The 23,187-nt window shown below is 34.6% G+C and carries 21 protein-coding genes; 7 read left to right on the top strand and 14 right to left on the bottom strand.

The features are described 5' to 3' along the window. Positions 1-15: 15 nt before the first annotated feature. Genes SMUL_RS16630 through SMUL_RS08665 form a run of 7 tightly spaced genes read right to left on the bottom strand, consistent with a single transcriptional unit; the run spans position 16 to position 5,818 of the window. Complete coding sequence (locus tag SMUL_RS16630) at positions 16-624, bottom strand: hypothetical protein (RefSeq protein WP_025344876.1); 609 nt, start codon at positions 622-624, stop codon at positions 16-18. Further along, entirely contained in the window at positions 624-1,145 is a 522-nt protein-coding gene (locus SMUL_RS08690; RefSeq protein ID WP_025344875.1) for a hypothetical protein, read from the bottom strand. Before SMUL_RS08690 ends, SMUL_RS16630 begins: the two co-directional genes overlap by 1 nt. A gap of 9 nt (positions 1,146-1,154) precedes the next feature. Continuing rightward, positions 1,155-2,969 (bottom strand): conjugal transfer protein TraH, encoded by a 1,815-nt coding sequence (locus tag SMUL_RS08685; protein WP_025344874.1) that lies wholly within the window; start codon positions 2,967-2,969, stop codon positions 1,155-1,157. After that, entirely contained in the window at positions 2,966-3,397 is a 432-nt protein-coding gene (locus tag SMUL_RS08680) for a hypothetical protein (protein WP_025344873.1), read from the bottom strand. The genes SMUL_RS08685 and SMUL_RS08680 overlap by 4 nt, the downstream gene beginning before the upstream one ends. Further along, positions 3,394-3,945, bottom strand: a complete 552-nt coding sequence (locus SMUL_RS08675) for a lysozyme family protein (RefSeq protein WP_025344872.1) — start codon at positions 3,943-3,945, stop codon at positions 3,394-3,396. The genes SMUL_RS08680 and SMUL_RS08675 overlap by 4 nt, the downstream gene beginning before the upstream one ends. After that, on the bottom strand, positions 3,933-4,688 hold the full coding sequence (locus tag SMUL_RS08670; protein ID WP_025344871.1) for a hypothetical protein: 756 nt from the start codon (positions 4,686-4,688) through the stop codon (positions 3,933-3,935). Before SMUL_RS08670 ends, SMUL_RS08675 begins: the two co-directional genes overlap by 13 nt. Next, positions 4,685-5,818, bottom strand: a complete 1,134-nt coding sequence (locus tag SMUL_RS08665; protein ID WP_025344870.1) for a hypothetical protein — start codon at positions 5,816-5,818, stop codon at positions 4,685-4,687. Before SMUL_RS08665 ends, SMUL_RS08670 begins: the two co-directional genes overlap by 4 nt. 335 nt (positions 5,819-6,153) lie before the next feature. Between SMUL_RS08665 and SMUL_RS08660 the strand changes: the two genes are divergently transcribed. The 4 genes from SMUL_RS08660 (at position 6,154) to SMUL_RS08645 (ending at position 8,380) form a co-directional block, all read left to right on the top strand. After that, positions 6,154-6,447: a hypothetical protein gene (locus tag SMUL_RS08660; protein WP_025344869.1), complete on the top strand. Its 294-nt coding sequence runs from the start codon at positions 6,154-6,156 to the stop codon at positions 6,445-6,447. A 12-nt stretch (positions 6,448-6,459) separates the two neighbouring features. After that, positions 6,460-7,377 (top strand): acetate and sugar kinases/Hsc70/actin family protein, encoded by a 918-nt coding sequence (locus SMUL_RS08655; protein ID WP_025344868.1) that lies wholly within the window; start codon positions 6,460-6,462, stop codon positions 7,375-7,377. Between the two features lie 30 nt (positions 7,378-7,407). Beyond that, positions 7,408-7,716 (top strand): hypothetical protein, encoded by a 309-nt coding sequence (locus SMUL_RS08650; protein WP_025344867.1) that lies wholly within the window; start codon positions 7,408-7,410, stop codon positions 7,714-7,716. A 190-nt stretch (positions 7,717-7,906) separates the two neighbouring features. Continuing rightward, a complete protein-coding gene (locus tag SMUL_RS08645) occupies positions 7,907-8,380 on the top strand; it encodes a hypothetical protein (protein WP_025344866.1) in 474 nt (157 codons plus the stop codon). Positions 8,381-8,419: 39 nt separating this feature from the next. Here SMUL_RS08645 and SMUL_RS08640 read toward each other — a convergent pair whose 3' ends face one another. Further along, complete coding sequence (locus SMUL_RS08640; protein ID WP_025344865.1) at positions 8,420-9,715, bottom strand: DNA polymerase Y family protein; 1,296 nt, start codon at positions 9,713-9,715, stop codon at positions 8,420-8,422. A 267-nt stretch (positions 9,716-9,982) separates the two neighbouring features. Here SMUL_RS08640 and SMUL_RS08635 point away from each other — a divergent pair, with 267 nt between their 5' ends. The 3 genes from SMUL_RS08635 to SMUL_RS08625 are packed head-to-tail and all read left to right on the top strand — an operon-like array spanning position 9,983 to position 11,914. After that, the gene (locus SMUL_RS08635) at positions 9,983-11,014 is read left to right on the top strand and encodes a hypothetical protein (protein WP_025344864.1); all 1,032 of its coding nucleotides are present in this window, start codon (positions 9,983-9,985) and stop codon (positions 11,012-11,014) included. Beyond that, positions 11,001-11,333, top strand: coding sequence for an STAS-like domain-containing protein (locus tag SMUL_RS08630; protein ID WP_025344863.1), 333 nt, complete (start codon positions 11,001-11,003; stop codon positions 11,331-11,333). Before SMUL_RS08635 ends, SMUL_RS08630 begins: the two co-directional genes overlap by 14 nt. After that, positions 11,330-11,914: a hypothetical protein gene (locus tag SMUL_RS08625; protein WP_025344862.1), complete on the top strand. Its 585-nt coding sequence runs from the start codon at positions 11,330-11,332 to the stop codon at positions 11,912-11,914. Before SMUL_RS08630 ends, SMUL_RS08625 begins: the two co-directional genes overlap by 4 nt. Positions 11,915-11,922: 8 nt before the next feature. Here SMUL_RS08625 and SMUL_RS08620 read toward each other — a convergent pair whose 3' ends face one another. The 6 genes from SMUL_RS08620 to SMUL_RS08595 are packed head-to-tail and all read right to left on the bottom strand — an operon-like array spanning position 11,923 to position 23,044. Next, positions 11,923-14,859, bottom strand: a complete 2,937-nt coding sequence (locus SMUL_RS08620) for a DNA topoisomerase (RefSeq protein ID WP_025344861.1) — start codon at positions 14,857-14,859, stop codon at positions 11,923-11,925. Beyond that, positions 14,849-16,198: an AAA family ATPase gene (locus SMUL_RS08615; protein WP_025344860.1), complete on the bottom strand. Its 1,350-nt coding sequence runs from the start codon at positions 16,196-16,198 to the stop codon at positions 14,849-14,851. Before SMUL_RS08615 ends, SMUL_RS08620 begins: the two co-directional genes overlap by 11 nt. Before the next feature lies 1 nt (position 16,199). After that, positions 16,200-18,104, bottom strand: coding sequence for a TraM recognition domain-containing protein (locus tag SMUL_RS08610; RefSeq protein WP_025344859.1), 1,905 nt, complete (start codon positions 18,102-18,104; stop codon positions 16,200-16,202). Between the two features lie 5 nt (positions 18,105-18,109). Then, entirely contained in the window at positions 18,110-21,580 is a 3,471-nt protein-coding gene (locus SMUL_RS08605; protein ID WP_025344858.1) for a TraG/VirB4 family ATPase, read from the bottom strand. 1 nt (position 21,581) lies between these two features. Next, the gene (locus SMUL_RS08600; protein WP_025344857.1) at positions 21,582-22,448 is read right to left on the bottom strand and encodes a Lin1244/Lin1753 domain-containing protein; all 867 of its coding nucleotides are present in this window, start codon (positions 22,446-22,448) and stop codon (positions 21,582-21,584) included. Then, positions 22,445-23,044, bottom strand: coding sequence for a phage replisome organizer N-terminal domain-containing protein (locus tag SMUL_RS08595; RefSeq protein ID WP_025344856.1), 600 nt, complete (start codon positions 23,042-23,044; stop codon positions 22,445-22,447). The genes SMUL_RS08600 and SMUL_RS08595 overlap by 4 nt, the downstream gene beginning before the upstream one ends. Positions 23,045-23,187 lie beyond the last annotated feature (143 nt).

The raw sequence follows: 23,187 nt of genomic DNA, 5'->3' as shown, positions 1-23,187 counted from the left end.
TTTATTTTATAATATTTACGTAAAAATAGCAATAATTATATTATAATATTTTAATGAAAAAGACGCTAAAACGACCCAAAAGATCGCAGAAATAGGGTTTTTAAATGCTTCATTAAAATCAATAATTGATGGAATAGAATTTATAATAAGTACGATTTGAAGATATGTATAAAGAAAAAGCCAACCAAGGCTGTGTTTTACGAATGCAAGATTCCAATAGTACATTTCGAGATAGTAGGCAAATGGTAAAAGGAGAAGAGGCGCTAATGAAGTTGGAAAAGCATTAAACCATCTTAAATTATCAAACTCAACTCTTCCAAGATTGTAGAAAGATCTATTTTGAATTGAAATTACGCGTGGAATAATGATAAATTTATTAGGTTTTGCATACAAAAAGCTACCTACGAGAGCATGGGCCAACTCATGGAAAAAAACACCAAAAATATTTGCAAACCATGCACCTAATAATGAATGATGGTTTGCTTTTTGAACCAGTGCATAGACCATGATAACAATACATGTAAAACCAAATGTTTTTTGAGTAATAAAGTCAAAAAGAAATTGCGAAAGAAAAAAATCATAATAAGTCACATATGCTTTCACACTTTCTAAAGATTGATTCATTATTTTGTGCACCAAAAAGAATAATCATAAGGCAATGGTTTCCCATTTAAGTCACTCAAAACTCCATAATTAGGGTTTGATATAAAAATCCAACCTTTAGTTGTTTTCCCCCAATAACCAACATCTTTTCCCTTACAACTTACCTCGTAAATTTCAATTTTATCAGTGCTCTTGTATGATTGAACATATTTAGCACTTGCTGTTGGTTTTTCCCTAACGGATGAAAGAATATGAGGAGTGAAATTAAATGGATACTTTGATGGAGTTAGGCTCTTCTCAGTCTTTTCAATAGGCCGAGGTTGTACTGATGTGGAAGAGGGTGGTATCTTGTTAACTTCAAGCATGCGAACTCTCTTTTCAAGATCAGTCATTTTGAGCTTCATTTCTTGATTTTCTTGGAACAGTTTAATAATGGCTTTTTTTTGAATATCTGACGCAGTTAGTGCGGTTTCTGCTTGAACCGCACTAACAAAGCAAATTGAAAAAAATAAAAACCATTTTTGATAAAAATTTGTTGACATTTTTGTTCCTTAAAATTCTTTAACTTGATCTTCAGTGTTTTGCTTTTCAACATTTCTAAATGTTTCAGCAAGCTCTTGATATGACATTTGATTTTTCATATCTTCCTTGATTTTTTCATCAATTTTTTTCTTTTTCTCTAACATCTCATCAACATAAGGCTTGATGTTTTTATAGTCAGGATTACCTACGGGATCACCTTTTGTGCCAAGAGCATCAAGAACACGACCTGTAATAAGATCTGTCATTGATGTTGCAAAGAAATATGCGTTGTATCTTGCAAGAATACTTTTTAACTGTGCGGTATAGGGAGTTTCCGCTCTTGAGCGTTTTTCGAGTATTGCAATGCTTTGCATATATTTTTGGATATTTGGCAATAAAAGAGGGATTTTAATATCCGTTGCACCCGATGATTTTGTGGTAGCAGAAGATTCGGATGTGGTTAAAATTGTTGGGGCAAAACCCGATAGTTGTTGAACTTTATAGCGAATGACTTTTAAACTTTCTAAGTAGCCTCCTTCCCATTTCACCTCAAGGCTTGAACTTTTTGAGCTATCCCAAATATTTCCAATAACTTGTGCCGATTCATTTGATGTGTTGGCATCTGCTTTTAATGCTACATCCATGAGATAGATAAACGAATCAGGCACTTGGCAAGCTCCTGCGGAGCAATAATCAATTTGAGTTTCAGCGGTAATGCCATCTATAAGAGCTTTTGCAACTTGCTCAGCACTGTTTATAACAGGCTGAATCCTGGACATTCCATCAAATTTTTCTTCTTGAACTTGCTCTGAAACTTTTGCAGTTAACTGCTTGATGGCTTTTTCAGGATCAAGAGGAAAACTACCTGTTTTAATGGTTGAGTCGCCATTCGCCGAATCATTTGTGAGTTTCATAACATACTCTAACGTAGAAACTGGAGTAGCCATATCTCCAAAGAATAATCTTCCCAACAATACAGTCGCTTTAATATTGTCGAGTTCAGTAGCATTAGATACGATGGATTGGGTGCCAATTTTTCCATCTTCTAAGAATGAAGATAGTTTTGAAATATAAATTGTATTGGTTGGCTTATCTAGTTTTTTTGATGATGCCCCAATTGCCATAGATGTGAGGCTTAAAGAGTTTGTGTTGCTTATCTTTGCAACAGCAGTTGCGGAAGACATGCCCACTTGATTTAAGCACTGCTCTTTTGCTGTTCCTGTTTTATGACTACAGTCCTTTGATGATGATAAATCAAATCCTTTGACGATGTTATCGTGTATACCAGTCAGGCCATTGTTAAGATTTTCAAATACGCTGTTTAAATCTCCCGTTAAATTATTTGTCAGAGAGTTTATCTGTGAGTTTATTCCGCTACTTTTACCAAGCATTTGCCCAAGATTACACATGTTTCCAAGGAGCTGTTGTATTTCTCTAGCATATTGCCTTAGCGTATTAAATACTTTTGCAAGTCCTGGCATTGAGTACTCTAATCCCATCATTATTCCCCAAGCTAACGTTGCGCCCGATGAAGAAAGTAATTGTTTGATTTCTGAAATTCCAAGAAGAGCTAGAAAGCCACCTCTTAGGGAAAATCCATTACAACCAACTTTCATTGAAGGTGGTTCACCTTGGAAAAGTGGCTGCATTCTACCAGCGCCTTTAAATGCAAAGCGATACGAGCCACCATAAAAGTATTTATTACCGGTTCTTGGCGAGTCCCAAGTTCCAAAATCAGTCGTTACGGATTGTCCATTAAACATTTTGTCCAAATCAACTGCTAAAATAGGATATGGAAACGCTAACAGGGTACTCATAATGAAGGAAAAGAGTTTTCTTTTCATCTTGGTCCACCCTCGCCATTCTCGATAAAGTGAAGGATTTTTTTATCATCATCCGTCAGCGGTTCATTTACTGTGTTTTGGCTTGTATTATTTTTCATGGCGCCAATTTCATTTTTGAGATTGGTAATCTCATGGTCAAACTGTTTTGAATCGTATTTGGCATTCATTTTTGACTCTAACGCATCAACTTTATCGATTAGGATTGCCACTGCTTTTTTGTATTTTTCAATACTCTTTACATCCATGTATTCAAGATTGTTCGTTCTGTTATACATGTACCCGTCATCTTTGCTCTGAGAAGTTGATGTATAGACTACGCTTGCATTATTAGATGGAGTAGGTGCTGAGTCTGCGATGGCACAACCATTTGTGAATAATGCCAAGCCTGTTAATACAAACACAGATAATTTCGTAAATCTTTTTTTCATTGGTTGCTCCCTAGAATGGTTGATATTTTTTGTAGATACGCGTAATTAACTTTTGGATCTTTATGATTGTATTTGGCTATTGATTGCCATGAATAGCCGTAATTGGCTATAAGCGTTTCAAGATAATTACAAGCTTTGAGATAGCTTTTTTCAAATGAGAAATAGTCATCTAATGGCATTTTGTGATGGTGATAATTAATCTGGAAGGCCCCTAGATCCATGTTGTCGATGTTAAAATCTTTGACTATATAGGAGAGAAGTTTTGTGCATAATCTTGTGTTTTTACAATCAATGGTGCGCCAATCTAAGAATAGGTCTTTCCCGATTGCTGTTTTGACAGTATTCGCTTCTTCTTGCTTATTAAATGCGATGATATATTGATACCCAACGGGTCTTTTTGCATGCCGTTCCACTTTTGCAATGACTTCGATAATCTCAACGGGGACAGAACAAAGAGAATTAGTCGTTTCTTCAATAATGTCCTGATATGCAAAGCTAGTGGAACTAAGTAATAGCATTGACAATAAAATTTTATCTACTGCCCACATTGTGATAACTCTCTTTGTATAATTTGCCCTGAGTTATCACTCGTTACGATCTGATCTCCTCCTAAGCAAGCATTTTGAATATCTCTTGGTGCATTGGGATTGTTGCATGCGGAGTTCAAGAATTTATTAGCTTCTTCAACTTCATCGTTAAGGTTAAGAAGGTTTGCAAGAACATAATCTAGTGAAGCAAGGTTGTTTTGCACTGCGTATGGATAAATAAGGTCTCTAGCTTTTCGTATTAAATTTTGATTTTCATTGAGGTTTTCTAAGACAATTGTGCCAAAGGTTAGAATCAACGATACTTTGGCATTTTTGTCTGTAAATTTCGCATTCAATCCTTTTTCTAACAACTCTAGTGCTTTAAAATATTCTTTCTGAGGTAGGAGCTCAAGTATAACAATATGCCACGCGGCAAGACCATATCCAGCGTCAAGTGTTTCTTGAAAATATTTCAGCGCTAAAGGAAGATTAGTGGGAATCACTCCGTCTTCCATGCGATGCTCTTGTGAATAAATGCCACCTAGAAGGTAGCCTTTTGACTTGTCACCAAGTTTATAGGCTGTTTCTAGTGTAGAAATGAATGCTGAAAACTCTTGCTTGGTTGAAATTTTTTTCTGCTCAACATCTGCTTCACTTTGAATTGTTGGAGCAAGTATTTGAGATGAAGATTTTTGACCAAAAGCTTGAGCAGTTGCGAACAAACTAATTGAACAAATAAGTGATAGTGCAATAATTTTTTTCATTTGCGAATTCCTTTAATATCGGCGTTTTGAGTGCTTTTATAGTAGTCATTAACATATTGTTTTGCGGTATCGTTTTGCCATGCTTTGCTCTCACTAAATGTTGAATAATCAATCAATTTCTTGAGTTCCATAAATGAGATGGTCCTGCTTCTAAAAGAAGTTGTGTCGATTTTCCCATTCAATATAGTTTGAGCTTCATTCTTATCTTTACCTTTGATCTTTGCAACGAATGAGGGAGACGTGAAGATATTGAATGCATCAAATTTTTTTGGATCAACTTGCTTTTTTACAAGATTCCAATATTTGAGTTTTTTGATGTCATAAACACTGGATATTGCACCCTCGAAAACATCTTTACTTTTTTGATCAAAATAGATTATTTCTATATCCATCTGACCATATTCAGCGATGACATCCATAATGCTTTTTGCGCTAAAAATATCCATATTGAAGTTTTTCCCAATGAAGATAGAAAAGGAGAGGGTATCTTTTTTGCTTAAGATGAGTTCTTTTTCAGCTTGAGGTAAGATTTTTGCTTCATATGCACCATCGAGTGAGCTATATGCTGGAGTTTGTGCACCTATTGGGTAAACCTTTTCGCCCCATTGTGCGTATGCGAATTCTAAGCCATTACCAATATTTATAGCATGGGTAAATAGACTAGCTTGCCATCGTAAATACTCACCCGCTTTTTTTAGATCATAAGGGTCTTTTAGAAATTCTGCCATGACCGGTACTCCTTTAGCCTCAGCGATCATTGGATACACAAAGCAATCAGCACTAGAGTTTGCAATACACTTTTTGCCATTTACGACAACTTCTTTTGGTTTTGGATCGAGTTCATCTTCAAGAAGAGAAAGTATCTTCTCTTGAATTTTGGTTTGCTTTCGGTTCTCATCAAGAATTTTTTGCAAGATATCTAGTTCAATTTTTTTAGAAAGTGGTTCCTTCTTTAGCTCTTCTTGCGATTCTTCGGATGTTATCTTCTTTGTATCGAAGTATAGATTCCAACCTTTTTTATAATCGTGGTACCCATCATCTGTTTTGTTTTGATCATCTGCTAGAACAGAAAGTGGGAAGATGCTTGCGATGCTCAATGCAAGTAGCGAATTTATAATATTTTTATTCATATTTTAAACCTTTATCGATTTATTAAAAAATCACGTTTATTATAATACTACAATAGGGGATTAAAATCAATATTTATGAAAAAACTAATTTGTTTCTATTTTATATTATGAGTTGCTAATTATTCTGTGTAAACGTTATAAGATGACTTTGTATTGTTGCTATAAACCCTATAATAACGTACATGCTACTTTTGCACTGTAAAACGTTTGAATAAACACTTATGTAACTCATTGCGACGTTAGTAATATAAAAAATATCTAAATTACAAATTTACATATTGACATAATTATAATATAAATGTAATATTTTATTATCTAATCACTAAGGAGTAAAAATGGCTAGAGTTAATATTGATTTAACTGGTATAGCCGGCGAATTTCTTGAAAAGATTCCGTTAAAAAAAAAGGGGATTGTTGTCAGTGTACTTGTTGCCAAAACAATTTCATCTGGAATTGCTAGAGAAGTTTTATCGCCTTTATTTACTAAAGACGATATTGATGACTTCATGATTGCGTGGAATCCCAACCATGAATCGATTACAGAATCGTTAAAACCTGAAGTAGCTGCCAATGAACCAATTGTTGATTCCAAAGATGAATCTAAAAATGATTTTAAAGTCAAATTATAAAAGGAGTTTTTTATGCGAAGAGAATGTTCAAAAATTGCCAGTACACGTTCTAGGTTACTAGGTGACGAAGCAAAAACAGGGATTGTATATCAAGGGGTGTCATGGGCAATTGGAAAAACAACTGGAACAAATATTGAGTTCTTATTTGATATGAAAGACTTGATCAACTATGCTCCATTGTACATTAGACACATTTTCCCTGATACAAAAAACAGAAAAATTGCAATCTCAATTCCTGCCGAAACCTATTACACTTCACAAATGAGAGATGATGGTGGATTGGTTGGACAGATGATTAATTCAATTAAAACAGAAATTACGGACCTTGCAGACGTAAAGGTTTTTCCTCAAGGGGTTGTTGCTTTAAATTACCTTGTGAATGCAAAAAAAGTTGATGTAAGCAATGGGAATATGTTAATCATTGATGGTGGCTTTAACACTGTAAACTCATCTGTCGTTCAACCAGATGGAACAGGTCTGTACACTGAGACTTATTACAATGAGATTGGAGTTAACAACCTTCTCACCGATTTCTTTAGAAAAGAACTAATGGTGAAGTACGCAGAAACAACCTCCAACCCTCAAATGTTAAAAAAAGCTTTTCTTGAAGAGCGATTTGATGCAGGATTTACAAGTTTTGACATTACTAACGAAAAAAAACGAGCTGTTGAGGCTTTTGTTACCAAGCTTATTACGCGCATTACAAATGATCTTCGCAAAAAGAACGTGAGCTTCGATCAGTTTACTTTCGTTGGCGGTTTGTCATATTACATCAAAAAAGAAATCGTTGAAACAACAAAGCCATTTTATGTTCCAGAAACGGGCGGTGAATTCTTGACACTTTTGGGTATGGCAGAGGTTGCTGGTGATGAGTATGATCTTTTAGATCTTGGATTTGGTGATGCGAAATTTTCACCAAAAATTTCATAATGAAATAAATCTTATTTTTGGCGGTGATTCATGCTAATATTAACAAAACACGGATATCAACGATTATATAAACGTGTCCAGACAAAAGCTCAAGTTAAAACCATTGACAAAGCGACTGATTTTTTGAAAAAAGTTCTTGAACGTGGAATGATTATGGTTGATGATTTAAACCAAAAACTTGTAAATTATGTTGATACTCTGTATATTTTCAAAAAAGATAATCGTAACAATTTGGTGTTCGTCACCGTTAAAACAAATGTGCAACAAAAACTCAATTACTACTCAAATGGTCAAAAGCGTTCGTTTGAGTATAAAAAGAATTTTATGTTAGCCGCATAAAAGAGGTAAGCTATGCTAGATCGAGGAAATCGTTTAAATACGTTCAATCTTATTGGACTAAACCAAGCCAAGGACCAGTATGCAAAGAAACAGAAAAAAACGCGTATATTGGTCTCATTTTCAGCTTTTTTAGTATTCATTTTGTTTTTATTCTTCATTAAATGATTTTGCACTATTGAAAGGATCAACTATGTTCAAACTTTGTTTTATTTTTATGTGTCTTCTTATCGGCGCGTTGCATATTAACGCAAAAACTAGCTGTAACGATTCAGCCATTCAAGCAGTATCCGTGACAGGCTTGAATGCGACTAATACAAACAGTGATGATCAGCCGCTGCTCTTTGCTTTCGACAAAGAAGGTCAAGATTGCATAGCTTTAGCAAAATCTTCAGCAGATTTTGCACATTCAAGAGTTATAGCAGACGTTTTTAAAACCAAATGCAATAACGTCGAACTGTCTCAAAAAGCAAGAGTTTACGATTTAGACTGCAAAGAAGGGATTAGGGCAGAACACCATGTGAGTGAAGATGCTTTGAAGTTTTTTGAATCACTTAAGAGTAAGCCTGAGCTTATTACGAAAAAAGTCCAAGAAGAGTATGAAAATGCAAAATTAGGGTATCTGAGCGTTAAACCTGGTACTGCTGTTTTAATCTCCTTTGAATAATTTTCTAGGTACTCCTCGAAAGAGGAGTGCTAATTGTTCTTAAATCATTATATTTTTTTCAATCCCGCTTCGCACAATATCAACACCATATTTGTCTCTTAGTTTTGTAAGTTTTTCGTTCAGCTGCTGTGCTCTTTTATCCTCTTCTACATGTAAAAGAGAAAATGTCTTATTTTGAGATTTTGTTATAAAATTGCTTACATGTAAAGCAAGATGATGAATACCATAGTGAGGGTGAACATCCAACTCTTTGAATGACTGTAGGGTTAACTCTCGATAGAAGCTTTCCGTGAACAAGCGATCAATCGTTTTAGACGCTTGCGATTTTACACCGCCTTCATAACGAATTTTGAAATAATAGGTTGTTGGGTGTAGATTAAGTTTGGAGATTGTATGCGATAGATGCCTCGCAAGAATGACAGCGCGTCTTTTGATCTCATCTCTGTCATATATTAGCTCAAAATTTCGTGAAATTCCGATTGATTTGCGATCATGATATGCGATGACCGGTTCTTTATCTTCTCCTGTAACTTTAGCAATCAAGTCCTTCCCAATAGTACCCCAATTTTCAATTATTCTCCTAAAGACTATCAAATCGCCAAGTGTTCTTATTTTATAGCTCTCACAACGTTGCTGAAGGCTTTTTCCAATGCCAGGAAAGTCCGAAATTGGCAAAGGAGATACGAATGCGATGATTTCATCTTTTGGGACAAACGTCAATCCAAAAGGCTTATTAAAATCAGTTGCAAGCTTTGCAATCCACTTAGAGCTTGATGCCCCAATAGATATTGGAAGACCAAATTTTTCTAAAATCTCCCTTTGGAGCATTTCCATAAAAGCATAAGTCTCTTCCTCTGGTATCCAACCTTTAAGATCTCCCCAAAATTCATCAATACTGTATTGCTCTAGTAGAGGGATTTTTGTTTGAAGAAAATGCTTGAGTTTGGCAGAAAGAAGTTGATAAAAAAGATGGTCACTTGGTATGACTAAAACTCCATGACACAGATGTAACGCGTCTCGAAGGAGGGTACCTGTTTTGATGCCAAAGTTCTTTGCTTCATAGCTTTTAGCAATTACAATGCCGTGTACGCGGCCACGATCATCTACAAACTCTTTTTTCCATTCGTCTTTATCAAATTTTTTGAAGTCCTTTTTATGTTGCATGAGACCGTTAAATCCACCAACTGATTCAGTTATAACGCTTTCGGTGTCTTGCGCGGAAAAGATTTTAGTATCGCCACTTTTGCAAACGACCACGGGTTTGCCTCTCAGTTCAGGGATTCTTGTGCGCTCAGCCGAGACAAAAAAACAATCTAAATCTAAATGAATAATCACTGTGGTGCCCTGTTATATAAAGTTTTTGTGGTATGTTAAAATGGCATTGTAGAAGAATTTTTTATCTGGTAAAGGTTATATTTCAAATCGAAATGTAATTAAATTAGGCTAAGTTAAAATTGTAGTTCTAAATAAAGTATGAATACAGTAGCAATGGCTTTCTTCCTTTATTTTACTTACTTTTCATAAACAATGTAGGATAATAAGTCAATATAATATTAATGAGGACATATTGCAACAAATTGATCTAAACTTGAAACGCTATTAATGAAAAAAATTCATTCTTCAGCAAAATACAAACATTTTCTTAAAAAAAGACATGAGTATCAATTAAAGCGCAAACAATATCCGCGTTATTTTATGTCTCATAAACATACGCAGTACAATGGTGCAATACAACCAGGTGATACTCCTTTTTCTATTGATGCGCCAACTATTTTTAGCATAATAAATAACCAAATAGAGATGCTAAATTTCTTTAAAGACATAAAGCGTAATATGAATGAAAATTGTAACCTCTTTATTGATATGGAAAGAGTTACGCTAGTTACGACAGATGCAATCATTTATATGCTTCTATTTTTTGATAATCTAAAAGAAATATACCCCAACTTTAAACTTAATGGTAATTTTCCAAAAGATGAAAAATCAAAAATTCTTTTATTCCACTCAGGTTTCTTAGAAAAGGTATTTAAAACCAAAAATCCTTATGACCAAATCAAACATAAAGCCATTTTGAAAATAGAAACAGGGACAGATACTAATGCCACACTTGCAGGAGATATTATCACATTTGCATTAAATAGCTTAAATGAGGCTCCTTCATATAGTTCTAGGCGTTCATATAGAAATATTATTGAGGCTATGTCAAACACAAATAATCATGCTTACGAAAAAAATGAAAAAGTTAAAAAATGGTATTTAATGGCTCTATACGATGAAGAAAGTAATAAAGTGTCTTTTTCATTTTTGGATAGTGGTCATGGTATTATTTCAACAGTAAAGAAAAAGAATTTTGAAAAGCTTGGTTTAATTTCTCATATTAGTATATTAGAGTCTGTATTAAATGCGGAAACACACAACAATAGAAGTCAAACAGAACTAATTCAACGCGGTAAAGGTCTGCCATCAATTTATGCATCATTTAAAAGTGGATATACAGACAATTTAGTTATAATATCCAATAAAGCATTCTTAGATGCAAAAAATAACCAAAGAATTAAGTTAAAACATTCTTTTGATGGAACCCTTATTTCATGGGACTTTATACAGGGTGGAGAAAAAAATGAAACAAATTAACATTGCAGAAGAATATACTATAACACCTGGTGCTCGATATAAAAAAGATGGTGCGTTTTCAGGTGAAGATTTTCGTGAAAAATATTTAGAGCCATTATTTGTTACTGGTGACAAATCTAAGATCACTATTGTCCTTGATGGTACAATGGGATACGCCACATCCTTTTTAGAAGAATCTTTTGGTGGATTGGTTAGAAAATTTGGTGACAAATATACTAATGAAGAGATTTTCAATCGATTTATTTTTATATCTGACGAAGAGCCTGCTTGCATAGATGAAATAAAACAATATATTTTAGAAGCAAGATATAGCAAGTGACTATCAAACAGTTCATTCTGATTTTCTTGTTATGTGTTATATTTTTTTCAATCGGCTTTCTCGCTGGTGGACTTGCCTTAGTTTTCCCATTCATTGAAAAAGCATTTTGGGATGCAAAAATAACTGATTATTTTAGCTTGGTTTTTATTGTTTGTGTAGGCGGTGGAGCTGCATATTTTATTAGCCATTCAATAGAAAAGAATAACCATGATGTAGGTGTTTTAGATTCTTTGCTTGGAAAAATTGAATCAGAATATGAATTACTATATTCATACACTAAAAGTTTTATTGATAAAAAAAATAGCCAGACCGATTCGCCTGTTCAAAATGATTTAACTAGAATTAATTTCTCTTTTAAGAAAATAAGTCAGATGTTGTCTATTTTAGAAGAAATGAAACAATATCCTTTTCCATCACAACTACGAGAAACTTTTTCGTCACTGAAAATGAATATTACTGATGAAAATTTTACTTTGGTCCAACTAACCCCATACCCCAATGAACAAACCAATAAAATTGACAATGCGTGCATACAATTTTTGATGCAACTACACAGAGCAAAAACTATATCCTTCTCATAAAATATTTTCTAAAGCACAGGCATTGATATTTTAGATATCTCAATATCCTCTGCACTTGCAAATACTTCTGTTGCTGTCGTTTGCACAATTTTTTCTTCAGGTATCTCTTCTTTATACTCTACAACCGTTACATTCGCATGTTCAATTTCGATACGGTTTCTTCCGTGCTCTTTAGCGCTATAAACGGCTTTATCTGCTCTTTCAATGAATGCTTTAATTGTGTCATTAAATACAAGGAAAGAGACACCGATACTGATGGTAATATTTATAGTGTGCTGTTCATGAATAATAGGAGTTTTTTCTATATTTTGACGAATGTTATTGAGTTTTTCAAGAATGGTTTTTCTCTCTTCGTCGAGAAAGAGTATTAAGAATTCTTCGCCACCATATCGATAAACTCGTGTCCTACGCAGATCTCTAATTCCGTCATGTAATAAGTTCACTATCGATTGCAAAACAGTATCGCCGGCTTGGTGCCCGTAGGTATCGTTAACGTTTTTGAATTTATCTCCATCGATGAATGCTAATGACATTTTACTTCTAGGCTTAGCACGGTAAAAGGATTCAATATCTGCATCAAAACATCTTCGGTTGTATGCACGCGTTAAAGGGTCTTTTTTTGCCTCATCGGTGATCATCCGACGTTCTCTCTCAGAATCATTCAATTTAGCTTTTAATATCATGTTTTCTTCATGCATATTGACTTCTTGTGCATATTCTCTTTCGCCATCTGTTAGCCTTGGCTCAAACTCTTTACTTTGATCGTTTTGATTTTCAGATTTTGATTCAAACGATATATCCCAATTTTGGTATTGCTCATTAAACTTTAAAGTGATAAAGGCTTCAAAGAATTTTTCTTTTTTTGGATTATAGAGGTTGTCGATGAAGCATTTACCTTTTTCTAAAATAATCTCAATGTATTTATGCATAGTTTCGTCAGAAATCTTTTTCTTGAAATTGTTAAAAAATCGGTTCACGTTAGTGTTCCAGAGCATAAATGAACATGTTGAAACATTGCATTTATAGCCATGCTCCATGCTGTAAATTTCACCCTCTTTACAAAGAGGACATTTTCCTAATGTTGGGATAGTCTCTTTGTGTTGATTGATGAATTCGGCTAATTTTTCACTGTTACTTTCAATCCCTACTGGCAAAGCGATCCTTTTTTGACTTGCTATGCGTTTAGCTTTATCAAGCATCCACTTTTCTGTTTCAGCGTCGTTAACCTTGTATCCGAGTTTAACGATCGTTTCATTTTTTAGATTTTCATATTCATCGATAACTTCAGATTTTGATTTTTCTCCTGCTTGAATTAATTTAAGATCTTGCTCGAATTTTGATCCAAAATCCACATCTACTAACCAAGGTGCAAACGACTGTAAAAAATAGTACATTTTTTTGCCAAGCTCAAGAGGGTAGAGCATTCCATTGATTGGTTTGATAGTTCCTTTTTCTTCTAAGAAGTTTTGTATCTCAGAGATAAAAGAGGCATCGGCAATATTGTATTTTTCCAAGGTAGTGATGAACCTTCCCTCGCCATACCTCCATGGTGAGCGCTCTTTGATCTCATACGCCCTTATCTCAAGCGGATTGAGTATTTCCTCGGGTAAAAGTTTATCGGGCAAAATTACCTCTTCACGCTCTTCAAATTCATCAAGACACCAATGCTTACCAATGAACTTCCATCCATCAAATATCATCTTATTTGCAGTCTCTTTGAATTGAGCGGCGCCGTCTTCCGTAAAAATTACAAGTTCACTTTGATCATAGATGGCACTCGTCATTTGCGTTGCAATCGTCCTTTGGTATATTAATTCGTAAATTTTAAACTGTTCTTCTGTCAAAAATTGTCTTACATGTTTAGGAAAAAATTCCTTTTCAAAACTTACCGGGCGTATTGCTTCTTGCGTAGTATTCTTGTCCGCGCCTTTATAAACCCTTTTCGTACTAAAAGTATAAGGCTCTCCATAAGTACTTTGGAGTAATTGAATGATCTGAAGAATCGTCTCATCCGAAAAAAATAAACTATTCGTTTTAGGAAGCGTAATGAGACTAATAATGCGCCCATCGACTTCGATGCCTTCATACAACTCTTTAGCGATTTTCATGGTCTCTTTAGATGAATATTGAAATTGGTTAATCGCAGATTTTTGAAGTTGCGCTGCGTTAAGAGGAGGTGGGGGAACAATATCTTTCGTTTGTTTTTCAAACTTATGAACAACATGCCTCTCTTTTTTTACCTTATCCATGAACGCCATAAGTTCTTCTTTTTTATCTTTTGTAAATTTGAGCTTATTTTTGACCGAAAATTGTGTGTTATTGTGAAAATAATCGACAGCAACACGCTTGTAGTATTCGGGAATAAACGTGTCAATTTTTTCTTCGGCTTGGACAATTAGTCCAAGAGCCAATGCTGAAACTCGTCCTATCCCCACATCTTTTAGATCATTTTCATTGGTAATCAATCCCTCCTTTTTAAACCACCAGCGCATCATTTCAGATATGTTCTTACTGACAATTCCCTCAATGATTCTTCTTGTAATGTAGCTATCGATGAGATTTTGGTCAATTTTACGCGCTCCATTTTTGATACTTTGGAGAATGGACTCTTTTGTGAGCTCTCTTGGAGTAATTCTAAAGACTTTTGGGTGAGAAATGTACTCAGATATGTCCCATGCTAAACGCTCACCATTGCTAATATCATCCATTGCCAAAAAAACTTCATCGTATTGAGTACTCTTTAGCTTTAGCGCGTCAAGGGTGGTTTTCATCTTTTCATTGACGGTCCAGCCTAATCCAGATTTGGCATTGTCGGCAATACGAACAATATAACCATAGGTACTATCACATGTGACATTTGATACAGGCGCTAGTAAGTCTCGATAGAGCATCAGTTTTTTCTGATTTTCAACAATTACGAGATATTTTTTTTCATTAGGCTGCATCTTTTCCTCCTCGTGGCTTTTGAGAAAGGTTGTTTTGATATTCAAATAGTGTTGGGTTCTCTTCTATCCATTCTGATAGTTCATAAATTCTCTTTTCAATGGAGCCTTTTAAAGTATCAATTCTGACTAGCATTTCATCAGTAAAAGCATTTTGTTTATAATCAAATACGAATAGATTTTCGTGGAGAAGACGTTCAATCAATATGTTATCTTGATATTTTTTAATCATATCGATTACTTCATTGCGGATCTTCTTATATTTTACAAGTGCATTATTGGCAATCGTCAATACATTGCGGTAAATTGTGTCATTATCCGTGCCATCATTTTTTTCTTGATAGTTTAGAAACACGTAAATACTTCCGTTTTTATAGGTATCAGCATCTTCCATATCTTGAGATGCTTTGACAATCAAGGAATTTATTTCCTCTTTATTGCCAAAGATTTCTTCAAATACAACTCTATGAACTTTTTCTTTTTCAACATCGTCGTGCCATGATGTATGAAGCAATAAAAACAGATCTGAAATATCAATAAATTCTCTATTATTAAGATAGGCAGAAACTTTGATCATCCCATGAAGTACACGTTCATACTTTCTATCTGATGTTTTAACTTTTTGAGTAATGAGAGTGGTTACGATACTATCAAAATACTCAATGATGAAATCAGGAATTACGATTTTATCTTTTTCGAGAGCAATAAAATCGATGTCAGAAAGAGAAAAATATTGATTTTCAATAGGCACTTTTACATAATCACCGGCATAATATTTTTTTCTATTATCAGGGTCTTGAATACGTTTAACTTCATACCAAACTGGAAAACGATCAACATATGGTAGCATATGTGTTTCAGTAGGATATTCATTACTTGTACCAAAACAAGCTAATAATGGTGTTGGTTTTTTTATTCCATCTCCAGAGGTATAGCACCCATCAACAAGTAATTCGAGTAAGCAATTTAACAATGATTCATCAGCTTTAAACATTTCGTCCAATACAGCAAAGTGCGTGTTTAGAATATTTTTTTTTGAAGTATAGCTTATCGTTCCATCTTCATCACTTCTTTTCTCGCCAAAAAGCTCTTCTTGCTTGGTGTTTTTATTGACTTGCAATTGCCAAAATTTAGAACCTTCAATAACGCCATTAATAAGCTCTACAGTCATTGATTTTGCAACACCCCGTTCACCAATGAGAAACATATGGCTTTTACTGAGCATTGCTAATACAACAAGGCGAGACAGTTCGTCACGCTCAATGAGTCTTTCATTTAATTCATTTATGAGTAAAGGGATTTTTACATGTAAATCATTTTGCTTTTCTTTATTCATTTCCATTTTATGCTCCAATTTGTAAATGATTGTTGTTTATATCGATGATCTCTTTTTCTTGCATTTTTAACATGGTTTCAACTTGATCAATAAATTCGTATACACTTTCAGACTCTAATATTGGCATGGTTACGTTGATTGGCATTGGATCTCTTTGATATGGGAATTTAACGAAGTATTTTTTCCCATAATGCCTGATGTATGCTTCTCCAATTTGTAAGGCATCGATATCGTCAGCGCTAACCACATCAACTTCATTCCAGACCATAGTACTTCGACCTCCAATGCCGCTTGCTTCTGACATTTGAACATTTTGGGCAACTTTAATTGTTCCGAATGCTTTTGCAACTTGTTCACGAGACTTCTCTGACATCTGCTTCATTGTGATTGAAGTAGCCGTGTTATCTTGGGTAATATCAGCTAAGATATCGCCGAGCTTAAACTTTGCATCTGAGGTAGATTGATATAGTGCAACAATGGTCATACCCAGTTCACGGGCTTTATTGTAAATCTCTTCAACTCCTGGGAACATCATAGGCTTTGCTTCATCGATTACCATCGCAACACGCTTGTGAATTCCACGACCAGTTGCCCCAACGGTACCAAATAGAGACAACCACATTCTTGTGTATACTTTGATTAAAATTTCAGATACTTTTTCAAATTTCATAGGGCAGGGCTGAAACAAAACGATCATACCCTCTTTGCTTCTTGCGCGTTTAACGAGTGGATTGATTCTAATATCACAGAGCACGCTTCCTACTGGTCCATAGGATAGCTGAGAAAGCAGTACAGAGAGCGATTTACCAATTTTGTCATAGAACTCTTTGCCTACCTTAGTAACATCATCAAGCGCTTTAATGGCGAGATCTTTCATCCCGAAAATTTCTCTTTCTCTGCTTTTATCCTCTAGCTTTGGAACCGGAACGTCTTCAACTTTTTTGCGAAGTTCCATTAGGTGCTCATAAATTGAGAAGTACGCTAATTCCCTAAACGTGACCAGTGTTCTTGTGTATGCTGAAATCGATGTAGATAATTGAAATTTTGCTGGATCTGAAATTGCGATCTTTGAGATATCGGGGTATTGGATTTGGCCATCATTGTAAACTTCTGGCATATTTTTATGTTCTTTAAATGCTATGTATTTTTTAACTTCGTCAACGATTTTTTTATTGACCTCAATTTTGTATGGATCAATCGCATTTTCAAGGTATGTCATTGAAGATAAAATTGCAAATAAAATTTGATATACTTGTCCACCAAAAAACTGCTCCTCAGAAGTTTGAGTACCTGAACCGCTGATCGTTAACGAAGATCCCATGGACGCAATTTCTACATCCGACATTCCAAATATAGGATTTCCCTTATCACTTAATTCAGGGTATGCTGGCATAATTCGAGTCACAAGATGCTCTAATCCTGCTTCTGCGGCAAAGTCATATATCCATTGTGCAATTTGTTGTTTTTCACCACCTTTTGGGTCAATTTCAAAAATACTCCATCCAAAATGGATAAACTGTCGTGTAATGAGCGCCATTAAACGACTTTTCCCAAACCCTGATGTCCCAAAGACTTCAATATGATTTTTGAGGTTATTCCAAGGTAAATAGAGCAAAAACGCTGGTTTATCAACATCAGCTAAGTCATAGGCTAATCCGAGCCATAAGCCTTTTGAAACATCATAAAATTCCTCTTCTATTTCCACAAGGTATTTTTCGAGTTTTGCTTTTGTTCGTTCTAGTGCTAAGATTTGAGTTTGTATGTGAGGTTGATCGTTATTTAGTTTGAGCCCCTCAATATCATTAACAATGGACATAATATCGCTATTTAATACCTTGTATTTGTCAATTAGCTTTTTGTCGCCTGCAACTTTAAGTGCGTATTTGTAAAGTTTACTCAATACTTTAGACATGACATTTATACCAGTAAATTTTCAGTTTTTTTGACAAACCAACCTTGAAATAAGTCTATTCCAAGCTCTATGGCATCATCAATATCAATTTGACTTTCAACTTTAGTTGCAACAACGCTGATTCCAACCGCGTCGGTAAGAGAAGCTATGAAATTCTTGAACATCAGTTTGTTTCCATCAACGATCTCCGTAATTGCTTTTGCATCAATTTTAAAGAGCTTTGGTGAAATACTGATGAAAGATTTGAAATCTATTTGATCCAAAATTACATTATCAAATCCAATCGTAAATCCATGTTTATGCACAATATCCGCGAAATGCATTACAACATCAAAGTTTTCTCTTGTTTCATAATCAAGTTTTAATTCCAGTAGAACATTAGAAACTTTATCTCCAAGTTTTTGAGACATAATGTACAAACTATGTAAGAAATCTTCATCATTCATATCAATGTAATCTATGTTAATTGTGTATGTTATTGCATCATTTTTTTGATTAACAATATACCGCATAGCTTTATCATAGAATACCTTTCTAAGCTTTTGGTAGTAACCTTTTTCCTGTGCAGCAATCATAAAGATTCCTGGGTTGTAAATAACCTCATTCTTGTCTTTTAGACGCATAAATAACTCTTGGTAGATTGGTTTTTCTTTATCGTTGTTTTTAAGAACATCTTGTTTAGCAAGATATACCGATTCGTTCTCAGTAATCCATTGAAAAAATGAATCCCAATCTTTTGTACCGCTTTTACTCTCTTTCTTATTGAGCTCATAGATAGCTTTATCATAAGACATGCCCTCAGTAACCCTTGCAAGTACCCAAAGAGCTTCATTGAGATTGAGATTGTATTTTGCCATGACGTCATCGGTAATGGCTCTGTCTTTTGGATTTGATGTATAGGTCCAATACTCATCAGCATTTACCTTCAAAATCCCCACAAAATCTAAATCGCCATGGCGCATATAAAACTCATTGTAATATGGGGTTTTTAGAGCAACAGATTCGATCAGTTTTTGTTTAAATGGATTTAGAATCAAATAGTCTTTTTTAATTGCGTTAGCGATTGATTCAGCTTTTTGGCGCAAGAAAATTTTATAACTTGCAAGCTCGAAGAAAACGCTTATTGAACGATTAACAAAGTAATCCTCAAGTGATTGCGTAATCAATACAGGAATACCTCTATATTTACGGATACGACGTCCAAAATCATCAAAATACTTTGCAAAAATTTCATTTGGAATGACCTTATGCGCTTCATCAACCCCGATCACCCTTGCCGTGTTTTTATCTTTTAAATAGCCTATAAATGCTTCTTGTGCAGTACGCTGTAAAAACGACATAGCTACAACGGGCATTAGTGGTGATGTTGCGATATCGTCTAATTCCAAGATAAAGAAGCTTGAGTCTAGGTTGATATTGTTTGTACCATTAAAATATTTGTAGTATTGTCCTGTTGGACTAGAATAAGGGCGCAAACTGGTCACCATAAAAGATAGCAAATCACTAATTTTTGAAGGAGAGTTATTATAGTCTTCAAGGATTTTTTTGTAATATTCATCTAAAACCTGAGAGACCTCTTTCATTCCCGCTTCATGCCCATGTCTTACAAAAGCTTCTTTTACTGCCTCTGCTACATACGTGGACATTACGCTAAGTTCTAATTTCTCAGAACTAGAGCTGTCAGTATTTTTATAAATTTCTTTAAGAGAGACTCCCATCATTAGCCCAATAATAGGAATGATCGCCTCAATCTCATCTGGATCAATGAGTGTCCTCATTCTCCCATTTTCGTCAATTTCTTGAACAGTTTGAAGATGCGTAAAGAAGTTTAGACACAGTTTTGATTTTCGATCAAATTCTACAAACTGTCCACCAAGCGATGCACATGATTTTTGGTAAGAGCGTCCAAAGTCAACCATTCGTATTTCCCAACCAGCACGAAGCCCATTGACTACGAAGTGATTCGTGAAAAATGACTTACCTGTTCCCATAGGACCAACAATTGTGACGTTGTAGTTTTCTTTGCTTTCAAAGTAGTCAATCGCCACAGTTTGCCCTGTTCGATCCGCATATACGTGCGTTGGATAAGAACCATTCCCTTTGTATCCACCAATTAATGGTGCAATTTGTGCGTTATTGGATTTGAAGTTTTTATCAAACTTATCAATGGATGAATGCAGTGCTTCACTGTAGTTAAGAGGAAGACCCATAAGCATGATATAAAAACCAATATTTGCAAAGCGCTCTTCAGAAACAATCCATCTTCCAGGATATGTTGAAAATGAACCTTTCATAAGTGCAATGTATTGTTCGAGACGATTTCTATTATTTTCATAAACGGTAAGAGACCATGATGCATCTAAAACAATTTCACCTAATTCGGTAATGTAGCTGATAACGGCCTCAGCTTCTTTCCTTCTTTCTTTAATTTCTGGCTTTTTCTTTTCAATGATAAGAGGCAAGCCACTAAGCTGACCGATGTTCCATTCTGCTTTTGCAAGTACCTTTTTTCGCTGCTTTTCAACGTTGGTAAAACGAATTGTTAAAGATAGCAAGAAAGGGCATGGGAGCTTAATTTGAAAGTCATTACCTAGTGGATCAAAGAAAATACTTTGATAGCCAAATGCATCAACTTCTTTCGGGTATTTTTCAGTTGTTAAAACTTTCGCCATCCAACCGTTGTTAAGTTGAATTACGCCATTTAATTCGTCCTCAGCATTAACCGATGCTCCTTTAGCCATACGCTTATGAATTGTCGTAATTGGATCACCGGTTTTATCATATGTTTTTTTCGATGGATCTAAGACTTCTTGAACAAATGCAACCATATCATCATCATTTGCAACAACAGCATTAAAATTTTCTTTTAAAATGCCGTATATTTCATTGCTTTGTTTAACAATGCTCTCTTTATCAAGGTTTCGAGGGAATAAAACGCTAACGATATGCGTAAAATTACGCATTCTAAAATCCGCGTCTTTGCCCATCATACTTTGTTCAGTCCAATCATAAAAAGACTGTGTTTTTTGAGCGGAAATTTCTTTTAATTTTTCAGGGTATTTAATTTTGACTTTTTGGATTTGCTCGGTTGCATTAAATCGATCCATAGTGTCTTTAATGTCTCTTCCTGCCAATGTATCAATATGAGCAATGGTGTCATCATTTACAATGGCGGCTAAGACATTTAGAATGACATTCTCAGTTTTATCCGTTAAAAAAATTGGGTTTGTGACTTTGAATGCAATTCCCATGCGCCCATCATGCATAGCAAAAAAGGCTAGATCGCTTTCAGTATCTTCTAAGTAGGAGCGATAAAATAATAGTTTTGAGATAGTTCTCTTATCCGCAAGTGCATGTAATTGCATCTTTGTGAATGCTTTAGGATCATGTTCCATACCTCGCGGTAAAAAATAATCTTTTAAACCTTTTCCAATTTGTGATAAATGTTGTAGCGTTGCATTTGACATCTTTGACATATTAACACCTTGCTGATATTGGGAGATTATTTAGACTATTAACATTTGCAAAACCACCATCTTCAAAGAAGATTTTAAAATTTTGATCGACTTGCTCAACACCAATTATGATTTTAAGACCTTGGGATGTTTGGAGAAGTTTGCCTTTTAGAGATAGAGATTCTTCTTTTTTAAGATTCTCAGCTTGCATTTTTAACCAGAGTTCATATTCATTACAAATACTTTTATCTCCTTCTAGGTATTTGCGTCCAAGGTATGCTCCATAAGTTGATGGGTTATCTTTCCCTTTGCTTTTTTCTTGAATCCAAAGAAGAAATTTTTCATCAGAAGTAGTAGTATCAGGAGATCCCGTTGTTCTACTTTCTTTAATATCTCTTATTTCTTTTTCTTTGTTTTCTTCTTCTTTCTTTTGTGAAGTTGAGTCTGAGCGACTAAATTCCAATAAATTGTTGTTTTGTGAAGCTGAGTCATATAGACTCAACTGTTTAACTTGCCTTGCAAGCTTTTCTTTTCTAGCCAATTGAGATTTTGTATTAGCTAATTTAGCATGTTCCTTTTTTTGAATATAGGGTAAAAGGTAAGTAATTTGTTTAGGGGAAAAGAATACACTACCATCTTGTCTTGCTTCTTTTTGAAATAAGTCATATGCATTAATGACCACTTCTATTTTTGCTTGCGTAGTTTGTAGTTCGCTCACAAGAATCCCTATATCAGAGATCGGAAATTTAAAATCAGGTTGTTCACGAAGTATCTCAAGCAACATGAAATAAATTCCATATCCTTCAATACCAAGGTCACGCCTTAAGCGTAAAATTTTAATGTCTCTTCTTGCATCTTGAAAATGTGGGAAATAATAACCTTCTTTCATTTGCCTTTCTCCTCATTAGGGGTTTCATAAATAACTTCAATGATTGGTAATATTGGGCTATGTAACGTTTCAGTAACGTTACATTCAGGAGTAGAGTACTGATTATCTTCACTAATTGGACTATTGACATCAAGTTCGGTATTTAGGGCATTTGCTTCATCTGTAACGTTACAATCTGTTGACGTAACGTTACGTAACGTTTCAGTAACGTTACTATGTTTTTTTTGTTTTATTGTCCTGTGTTTACGCACTCGATGAAGGGATTCAGAGCCAGATTTTAAACAATCTTTATATAGTGTCATTTCAATACATACATCATTTACATATTTGATAGCATGATTGTTATTTAAGAATAAAAGCAACTTGTCAATTACTTCACTTTGTGTATCAAGTGCAATAGTAAGATGTTCAGATATTGATAATTCTTCAATGTCAACATGAATTTCTCCATCATTTTTACCTGAAAGAATGAGCATTTGTAGATATGAACACATCATTTCATGCCCGTTATCTTGTAAAAGCATTTTTTGGGATAAACGATCTTTAAAAAAATCTTGGTTTAATTTGAACCAAGGAATACACATATTTGATTTCATTTTTGCCCTTTTTGCTTCATATGAGGACAAGGACAAACCCAAAAAAGGGCATTAATGCGGTTTGTCCTCATATAAAGGCATATTGTTTTTTTTGAGTTACACAAGGAAACTCAATAGAGAGTACACAAGGTGTCTGCTCTATT

Source organism: Sulfurospirillum multivorans DSM 12446 (genome assembly GCF_000568815.1).
Lineage (GTDB): Bacteria > Campylobacterota > Campylobacteria > Campylobacterales > Sulfurospirillaceae > Sulfurospirillum > Sulfurospirillum multivorans.
This window is presented reverse-complemented; position numbering and strand designations above follow the sequence as displayed.

What these genes read in the sequence shown, in the direction of transcription:
- SMUL_RS08645 (WP_025344866.1), top strand. Translation starts at nt 7,907, where the DNA reads ATGTTCAAACTTTGTTTTATTTTTATGTGTCTTCTTATCGGCGCGTTG.
- SMUL_RS08650 (WP_025344867.1), top strand. Translation starts at nt 7,408, where the DNA reads ATGCTAATATTAACAAAACACGGATATCAACGATTATATAAACGTGTC.
- SMUL_RS08655 (WP_025344868.1), top strand. Translation starts at nt 6,460, where the DNA reads ATGCGAAGAGAATGTTCAAAAATTGCCAGTACACGTTCTAGGTTACTA.
- SMUL_RS08635 (WP_025344864.1), top strand. Translation starts at nt 9,983, where the DNA reads ATGAAAAAAATTCATTCTTCAGCAAAATACAAACATTTTCTTAAAAAA.
- SMUL_RS16630 (WP_025344876.1), bottom strand. Translation starts at nt 624, where the DNA reads ATGAATCAATCTTTAGAAAGTGTGAAAGCATATGTGACTTATTATGAT.
- SMUL_RS08630 (WP_025344863.1), top strand. Translation starts at nt 11,001, where the DNA reads ATGAAACAAATTAACATTGCAGAAGAATATACTATAACACCTGGTGCT.
- SMUL_RS08680 (WP_025344873.1), bottom strand. Translation starts at nt 3,397, where the DNA reads ATGAAAAAAAGATTTACGAAATTATCTGTGTTTGTATTAACAGGCTTG.
- SMUL_RS08665 (WP_025344870.1), bottom strand. Translation starts at nt 5,818, where the DNA reads ATGAATAAAAATATTATAAATTCGCTACTTGCATTGAGCATCGCAAGC.
- SMUL_RS08660 (WP_025344869.1), top strand. Translation starts at nt 6,154, where the DNA reads ATGGCTAGAGTTAATATTGATTTAACTGGTATAGCCGGCGAATTTCTT.
- SMUL_RS08610 (WP_025344859.1), bottom strand. Translation starts at nt 18,104, where the DNA reads ATGTCTAAAGTATTGAGTAAACTTTACAAATACGCACTTAAAGTTGCA.
- SMUL_RS08670 (WP_025344871.1), bottom strand. Translation starts at nt 4,688, where the DNA reads ATGAAAAAAATTATTGCACTATCACTTATTTGTTCAATTAGTTTGTTC.
- SMUL_RS08615 (WP_025344860.1), bottom strand. Translation starts at nt 16,198, where the DNA reads ATGGAAATGAATAAAGAAAAGCAAAATGATTTACATGTAAAAATCCCT.
- SMUL_RS08690 (WP_025344875.1), bottom strand. Translation starts at nt 1,145, where the DNA reads ATGTCAACAAATTTTTATCAAAAATGGTTTTTATTTTTTTCAATTTGC.
- SMUL_RS08620 (WP_025344861.1), bottom strand. Translation starts at nt 14,859, where the DNA reads ATGCAGCCTAATGAAAAAAAATATCTCGTAATTGTTGAAAATCAGAAA.
- SMUL_RS08675 (WP_025344872.1), bottom strand. Translation starts at nt 3,945, where the DNA reads ATGTGGGCAGTAGATAAAATTTTATTGTCAATGCTATTACTTAGTTCC.
- SMUL_RS08600 (WP_025344857.1), bottom strand. Translation starts at nt 22,448, where the DNA reads ATGAAAGAAGGTTATTATTTCCCACATTTTCAAGATGCAAGAAGAGAC.
- SMUL_RS08595 (WP_025344856.1), bottom strand. Translation starts at nt 23,044, where the DNA reads ATGAAATCAAATATGTGTATTCCTTGGTTCAAATTAAACCAAGATTTT.
- SMUL_RS08685 (WP_025344874.1), bottom strand. Translation starts at nt 2,969, where the DNA reads ATGAAAAGAAAACTCTTTTCCTTCATTATGAGTACCCTGTTAGCGTTT.
- SMUL_RS08605 (WP_025344858.1), bottom strand. Translation starts at nt 21,580, where the DNA reads ATGTCAAAGATGTCAAATGCAACGCTACAACATTTATCACAAATTGGA.